We start from the raw sequence: 6,270 nt of genomic DNA on the forward strand, positions 1-6,270 counted from the left end.
GTTCCCGGCCGATATCCCAACCTGCTTCATTTCTTCGAGGAGCTTCATGCGACAGCGCATTGCACGGAAGCGCATCCTGACGACAGCGGTCGTCCTGTTCGTGGCTGCTGGCGCAGCGCTGATGGCCAGCGTGCGCCCGCAGTGGCGGCAGGATGTCAGCCCGCCTCCGATCAATCTGGGAACGGCACGGATGCAGGCCGAGGTGATGGCAGAGCTCATCGACCTGCGACCGACACCGCCAGGAAAGCCGCCAGTACCACCGATTCCAATGAAGGCAGTCTCCTCCTCGATGCTGACCGGCAACAGTGGGTTCGCGACCGCGGAGGTGCCACTGCAAGACGTCGAGCCTGCACGCTTCGAGCCGCGCAGCTGGGAGCCTGACACGCCATTTGCAGTGATGGACTGGACAGTGCCGTCCTGCGGCGAAGGAGAAGCCGCCCCGGTCTGCCAGGTGCGTCACAGTGCCGTCGAATGGCGCGATGATGACAGCGCGGCATCCTTTCAACTGCAGCAGCACTTGGAGGCGATGCTGCAGGTTGCGAACCGCCGGGCTGTACGGGTACCCGACCTCGCGTTTGAGCTTGCGCATGTGCGGGCGCAACGGATGACGTGGGACGAGCTTCAGCGACGGCGTGCGCGCGGTATCGAGGGATGCATGGGGGGACCGGGCAATCCGGATCTGGGCGTTGTCTATCTGCAGCGTCCTGTGTTCAGCCTGGACGGGAACTGGGCAATGGCATCGATCGCCTCGGATCTGTGCAGTGGAGGAACGGCGATGCGCGTCCTCTACCTCCTGCACCGCAGGAAGGGCGGATGGGAGCGTATTCGAGTGGAGCCTGTCCGCTATACGGGCTTTGGACACGGCCTGTGGCCCGCGTTGCCGGAGTCGTGATGACAGATACCTCGTTCAAGCCAGACCGTGACTGCCAACAGCGGATCGCCTGGCGACGCATTGCATCGCTGGCGGCGGCGCTGTCGGCTTTGGCTCTCATGGCCGGAATCTGCAGCCTGCGCCCGAGGTGGCAGCAGGAGATCGGTCCGCCACCGATCAACCTGGGAACGGTGCAGATGCAGGCTGAGGCGATGGCGCTGGCGATCCGGCAGAGGCCGCCATTCCTCCTTCCACCCCCGCCAGAGCCGCAGCCAACACCAGTTCTGCCATCGCCGCTGAGCGAGGTGCCCACCGCACCGCAGACGTCGTCCACGCGCGTCGATCGATGGCGCCCGCAGGAGCAGCCACAGTTTACCGGCCCGGTGGGGGAGGGCATCTACGTGATGGAGCAGACCTTGCCCTATTGCTGGCCGGGTAGCTGTGCCTCCACCTGCCAGGAGGTGGACGATCTGGTTCTGCCGCTGGACGACCGGTGGCCGCCGGACATCCATGCGCTGCGGTTGCAGCTGCAGGCGGACCTGGTTCCCGCCAATCGCCGTCCCACGCCAGTGCCTGCGGCCGCATTGGCCGGTGCGCAGCGGATGGACGGCGCGGGGCTTCGAGCGCTGCGGAAGCAGGGGTGCAGGGCAACGGTGCATGGGCCGGCTCGGACATACGACCACTTCGCCTATCTGACCCGGCCCGTTTTCAGCGTCGATGGGCAGTGGGCTATGATCGCGGTCGCCTGGGCTTCGTGTTCCGACGATTTCGTCTACCGGGAGCTTGTCGTACTGCATCGGGAACAAGGACGCTGGATAGCCGAACCCCCGGAACGGGGTCTGGGCGGCGTATGGGACGGCCGCATACTGCGGCCCTGGACGTACAACCACTGACGAGGAGGAGCGCATGGATGTCGCTGCACGCAGGAACAGGACGTTGTTTCGTTGGATCATGATGACGCTGCTGGCGGTGTTGTTGCCGTTTGCAGCACTGGCGCAGCCCGCAGCCGGGCAGGCCGATGGCGCCGAAGCCGCCACTGCCGCGGAAGAGGCGCAATGCCGCGCCTGCGCCTATGAGCGCATTGGACCGAAGGTCGATATCGGCCTGGTGGCACTGGTGTCGCTGCTGGTGGTGGGCCTGCTGATCGCGGCATCCCGGGAATGGGGTACCACCTCGCAGCGCTGGACCTGCCGCACGCTGGCCCTGCTGCTGGTGGGCATTGGCGCAGCGTTGCTGTGGTGGGCTGGCAGCATCCTCTACCTGGGTTACAACCCCTGGCAGGAGCAGCTCGCACCCGGCGACGGCTCGCTCGGTTCGACGCTGCTGAGTACATCGCCCAAGTGGTTGGCGGCACTGGTGCTGATCGGCTTCGCGCCTTCCATCTGGAAGCGCAGCGAGCGCCTGCCGGCGTGGCGTATCGGCTGACCCTGGAACGACGGCGCCGGGTCACACCCGGCGCCGCCTGCGGCAATCAGTCAAAGCGCCAGCGCACGCCCGCATAGACGCCACGGCCTTCGCCCGGGGTCGAGCGCGCGACATCCTTGCCGGCGTCGTCGTAGCCCGGCGTGACCGTGGCGGCGTAGTGGCGATTTCCGATGTTGCGCATCTCCGCCCAGGCCTGCCAGCGGCCACCGGGTGCGTCGTAGCCGATGCGGCTGCCGAAGATCACATGGCTGTCAGCCCAGTAGCTGTTGGCGTAGTCCACGGCGATGCGCGAGGCGTATTCGGTATTGAGCGCAGCGTACAGGCCGGACGCGTGATCGAAGCGCAGCTCGGCCTGGTAGGCGTGGCGCGGCAGGCCGGGCAGGCGGTTGCTGCCGAAACGCGCATCGTGGCGATAGCGGAAGTCGCTGAAGGTATAGGCCTGGCGCAGCGACAGGCGGCCCGGTGCAGCCTGCCACAGCGTGCTGTCCAATCCGGCTTCGATACCGCGGTGAACGGTGGGGCTGGCGTTGTTCTCGGCGATGAACAGGTTCGGCACCGGTTGCAGTTCGACGCTCAGCAGTTCGTGGTTCACGTGGGCGTAGTAGCCGGTCAGTTCCCAGCGACCCAGCGCCGCGTCACCGCGCGCGCCCAGTTCCAGTGTGGTGGCGGTCTGGTTCTGCATCGGCACCGGCGCGCGCTGGCGGCCGGTAGACGGGCCATTGCCCGGCCCGAAGTACTGGTTCGAGCCCCAGATCATCGACCACGGGTGCGGTGCCTCCACCGAACGGCTGAGGTTGCCGAACCACTGGGTCTGCGCACTGTGCTGCCAGGTGAAGCCCAGTCGCGGCGCGTAGTCCCAGTCGTGGTCGCGCAGGCGGCCGCCGCGGGTCGGCCAGGTCACCTGCACATCGCGACGGGTGTTGATCAGCGCCAGCCCGGTCTGCATGCGCAGGCGGTCATTGAAGGTGAGCGTATTGCTGACGTGCAGTGTGCTGTCGGTGCCGTGGTGGCGGAAGTCACGCGTGCGCGTGCCGGCAGCGTAGCCGTTGCTGGCAAAGCGCAGCGACTCGCGCACATCGGCGTCCAGATCGTGGGTGACGCGCAGGCCGACCGTGGTTTCGCTGTCCAGGCCGAACAGCCGGTGGCGATGGCGGTAGTCCAGCGTGGCGTTGAGGTTGGCGTAGTCCAGCTGCTGCCGGTACAGGCTCTCGTTCAAGTCCATCGGGTACTTGTGGTAGACCAGCCCGGCCTGCAGCGAGGAGTTCTCATCGATCTGCAACGTGGTGACGTTACCCAACCAGGTGCTGCCCGGCTGCGGGCGACGCGCATCGATGGCCAGGTTGGCGGCATTCGCGGCGCGTGGATCGTTGCGGATCTGATCGCGGGTCAAGCGACCGGGCGTTTCGTGATTGGTCTCGCGGTAGCGCACGAAGAAGCGCGTCTGCAGGTCTGGCGTGATCTGCCAGCCGATGTTGGCCATCGCACCCTTGCCGTCGCCGCGCGCATGACGCTGGTAACCGTCGAATTCGGTATCGGTGTAGGCCAGGAAGTAATCGACATCGCCATTGACGCCGCCCCAGCTGATGCCGCGCTTCTGGTAGCCACGGCTGCCGGCTTCGTAGTGCAGTTGCACGCCCGCCGAATCACGGCCGCTGCGGCTGATGTAGTCGATGGCACCGCCCAGTGCCAGCGCGCCACGCTCGAAACCGTTGGCGCCGCGCAGTACTTCCACGCGGGACAGCCACAGCGGTTCCAGCAGCTCGTAGGGCGTGCCGCCCGGGCCGGTCAGTGGCAGGCCGTCGATCGACACCGCAATACCCGAGGCATGCGCGCCCGGGCCCCGGTTGATGCCTGAGCCACGGATCGAAATCTTGGTGCCTTCGTTGCCCGGCGACTGCGCGCTGATGCCCGGCTGGTAGGCCAGCACATCGGCACTGCTGGACAGCCGGCTGTCCGCCTTGGCCACGTCGATGACGTTGCTGGCGCCGGGTACGCGCTTCAGCGCCTCGCGCGCCTGGGCGCTGGCATCGGCGGCGGTGACCTGCACCGCATCCAGCGTGGTGGCCTGCGGGGCCGCAGCGGCGGTGGAGGAGAGGCCAAGAGAAACGGCCAGGAACAACAGCGACGGGGCGGGGCGGTACGACGAGAGCGACATGCGGGAATGCTGTAAACCACGAAAGTGGCGCGCAAGTTAACAGGTCGGCGGCGTCACGTCACCCATCGGCGGCGTATGGCCGCCCGCGCTCCTTGTAGAGTCGAGCTTGCTCGACTGTCTTTCGCTTTCTGTAGAGTCGAGCCTTGCTCGACTGCCTCTGTGTCCCGGAGTCGAGCACGGCTCGACTCTACAGAGCCGGCTTCGCCAGCGCCTTGGCCTTTGCATACAGCCGATCGGCCGCTTCCTTCTCACCCAGCGCCGCATGGCATTCCGCCAGGCTGTCCCACGCATTTGCCGAATCCGGATACCGCTCGGTGTTGAGAGCAAATACCTTTACTGCCTTGCGTGCCCCGAGGCTCTCGCGGATCGCGTAACCATCGGCATTGATCGCGCGTTCCAGTTCACTGGCAGCAACCTTGTTGCTGTCGCGCAGCCAGCGATGCACAGCTTCGGCCGCGCCAGCGCTGTCATCCAGCGCATACGCGATCAGTCGCTCGGACAACACCGTATGTGGGAACTCCTCCGGCGCGGCCACCGCCATCGTGCTCTCGACCAGCGTGCTCGACCAGACATTGCGGGCGCTGCCGTTGGTCAGGTACACGAATACCCAGTAACCGCTGGCCAGCGTGCCCTTGTAGGCCAGCCGTGCCCGCACGCGGGTGCCACCATCGTGGCCGACCTGGGTGTAGCCGTCGCTGCGAGTGGTGTCCCAACCGGTGGAGAAGAAATTGCTGCCGCCGCCGCTCAGCTTCTGCGGCTGCCAGAGCGTTTCCAGCGTGGACGTGCGCAGCAGCTTGCCGGTCGCCAGCGCCTGCAGGAATCGGTTCATGTCGCCCACGGTGGTCCGCAGGTCGGCGTGGCCCCAACCGTAGTTCGGCCAGGGGTCTTCATTGGCCGGCTGCAGTTGGCCGTCCTTGCCGATGTAAGGCACCGCCGCGCGCGTGGCCGGCACGCTGGTGATGCCCCACGAGGTACTGGTCATCTTCAATGGCAGCAGGATGCGTTCGCGCGCGATGGCCGGGTAGGGCTTGCGGTAATGCGCTTCCAGCAAGGCGGTCAGCACCAGGTAGTTGGCCTGCGTGTACTGCACTCGGCTGCCGGTGACGAACTGCATCGGTGTCGCGCCGGCCACCTTCAGTGCAGCGCCAAGGTTAGGCGCCACTCCGGTGTAGCCCTTGCTCACCCAGCGGTTGTCCACCCGGTCGTAATACTCGCCGATACCCGAGCTGTGGTTGAGGAAATCGCGTACGTGAATCGCCTGCCATGCCGTCGGTAGGTCCGGAACATAACGGCTGGCCGGTGCGTCCAGATCCACCTTGCCCTGGTCGACCAGCTGCATCACCAGTGTGCTGGTCAGCAGCTTGGCCATGGATTGCGCGGCGAAGATGGTGTCGACAGTGGCAGGCACATGGGCAGCGGGATCGCGTTCGCCGCTGGCGCCCTGGTAGAGCACCTGGCCATTGTGCGCGACCAGTACCGCCTGGCCGGCGATGCCGTAGCGCTCGCGGTTGGCCTGCAGTTGGGTGTCGAGCTGATTGGAAAGATCGCCAGGGGACTCACGCGCCGAAGCGATCGGAGCAGCGAACAGGGCGCAGAGCAATGCAGCAGCAAAGGTGCGGTACATCGCGGTGATCCGTCAGCGGTGATGGCGCATGTTGGTCACGGCGGGAGAGCGGGTCAAGGGCACTGATTCCCGCATCAGGGAGAACCGGCCAGCGGCCGGCACTACCCTACGCTTCCGGTAGTGGCGGCCGCGGGGCGGCCCCCCAGCGATGCGCCCCCGGTGCCCGGGCGATGCAGCCCCGGTTGCGTGGGGCCG

Annotated in this window: 5 protein-coding genes; 3 read left to right on the forward strand and 2 right to left on the reverse strand. The window is 66.5% G+C overall.

Annotated features, from left to right (window positions below):
- Window positions 1-46: 46 nt before the first annotated feature.
- From V3B64_RS03670 to V3B64_RS03680, 3 genes are read left to right on the forward strand one after another with little or no spacing between them, the layout of a single operon-like run.
- The gene (locus V3B64_RS03670) at window positions 47-892 is read left to right on the forward strand and encodes an energy transducer TonB (protein ID WP_329913633.1); all 846 of its coding nucleotides are present in this window, start codon (window positions 47-49) and stop codon (window positions 890-892) included.
- Complete coding sequence (locus V3B64_RS03675; protein WP_329913634.1) at window positions 892-1,764, forward strand: hypothetical protein; 873 nt, start codon at window positions 892-894, stop codon at window positions 1,762-1,764. The genes V3B64_RS03670 and V3B64_RS03675 overlap by 1 nt, the downstream gene beginning before the upstream one ends.
- Before the next feature lie 13 nt (window positions 1,765-1,777).
- Window positions 1,778-2,296 (forward strand): hypothetical protein, encoded by a 519-nt coding sequence (locus tag V3B64_RS03680; RefSeq protein ID WP_329913635.1) that lies wholly within the window; start codon window positions 1,778-1,780, stop codon window positions 2,294-2,296.
- 46 nt (window positions 2,297-2,342) lie between these two features.
- Here V3B64_RS03680 and V3B64_RS03685 read toward each other — a convergent pair whose 3' ends face one another.
- Both V3B64_RS03685 and V3B64_RS03690 read right to left on the reverse strand, forming a co-directional pair.
- The gene (locus tag V3B64_RS03685) at window positions 2,343-4,451 is read right to left on the reverse strand and encodes a TonB-dependent receptor (protein WP_329913636.1); all 2,109 of its coding nucleotides are present in this window, start codon (window positions 4,449-4,451) and stop codon (window positions 2,343-2,345) included.
- A gap of 187 nt (window positions 4,452-4,638) precedes the next feature.
- Entirely contained in the window at window positions 4,639-6,075 is a 1,437-nt protein-coding gene (locus V3B64_RS03690) for a serine hydrolase domain-containing protein (RefSeq protein ID WP_329913637.1), read from the reverse strand.
- Window positions 6,076-6,270: the final 195 nt, after the last annotated feature.

The organism is Stenotrophomonas sp. SMYL86 (assembly GCF_036320025.1).
Lineage (GTDB): Bacteria > Pseudomonadota > Gammaproteobacteria > Xanthomonadales > Xanthomonadaceae > Stenotrophomonas > Stenotrophomonas maltophilia_A.